The organism is Shewanella sp. WXL01, assembly GCF_012263345.1.
Taxonomy (GTDB): Bacteria; Pseudomonadota; Gammaproteobacteria; order Enterobacterales; family Shewanellaceae; genus Shewanella; species Shewanella maritima.
Genome location: NZ_JAAIKQ010000025.1, coordinates 1 through 1,029, shown reverse-complemented (window position 1 = coordinate 1,029; position 1,029 = coordinate 1). Strand labels below are relative to the sequence as shown.

The 1,029-nt window shown below is 52.8% G+C and carries 1 protein-coding gene; it reads left to right on the top strand.

Features of this window, described 5'->3' with window-relative positions:
• The coding region (locus G3R49_RS19900; protein ID WP_167870829.1) for an Ig-like domain-containing protein at positions 1–1,029 on the top strand (1,029 nt) is incomplete at both ends.

Here is a 1,029-nt window from a genome sequence, read left to right as displayed (position 1 = left end):
GTGGGTGAAGACACCCAGGCAAGTGGCAACGTACTGAGCAATGACGAATCTGATAACACGAGCGTGGTCAGCTTCACTATCGCCGGTGACAACACCACTTACAACGCGGGTGACTCAGTCACCGTCCAAGGCGGCACACTAGTGCTGAACGCTAATGGCTCTTACACCTTTGACCCAGCTGCGGATTGGAATGGCACACTGCCGGTTATCACTTACACCACTAACACAGGTGAGACTGCAACCTTAACCATCACAGTGACGCCAGATAACACTGACGTGGCTGATGATGCTGTAACCGTGGGCGAAGATACGCAAGCTTCAGGCAACGTATTAACTAACGATGAGTCTGACAACACCTCAGTTGTGAGCTTCACCATCGCCGGTGACAACACCACTTACAACGCAGGTGACTCAGTGAACGTCCAGGGCGGTACACTGGTCCTTAACGCTAATGGTTCGTACACATTCGATCCAGCTGCGGATTGGAACGGCACATTGCCGGTGATCACTTACACCACCAACACAGGTGAGACAGCAACCTTAACCATCACTGTCACGCCAGATAACACTGATGTGGCTGATGATGCTGTGACCGTGGGCGAAGATACGCAAGCAAGTGGCAACGTACTGAGCAATGACGAGTCTGATAACACGAGCGTGGTCAGCTTCACCATTGCCGGTGACAACACCACTTACAACGCAGGTGACTCAGTGACTGTCCAAGGCGGCACACTCGTCCTTAACGCCAATGGTTCTTACACCTTCGACCCAGCTGCGGATTGGAATGGCACATTGCCGGTCATCACTTACACCACTAACACTGGTGAAACGGCGACACTGACAATTACTGTCACGCCAGATAACACAGACGTGGCTGATGATGCAGTGACGGTTGGCGAAGATACCCAGGCTTCAGGTAACGTACTGAGCAATGACGAGTCAGACAACACCTCTGTGGTGAGCTTCACCGTAGCTGGTGACAACACTGTCCATAACGCAGGCGACTCAGTCACCGTCCAAGGCGGCACA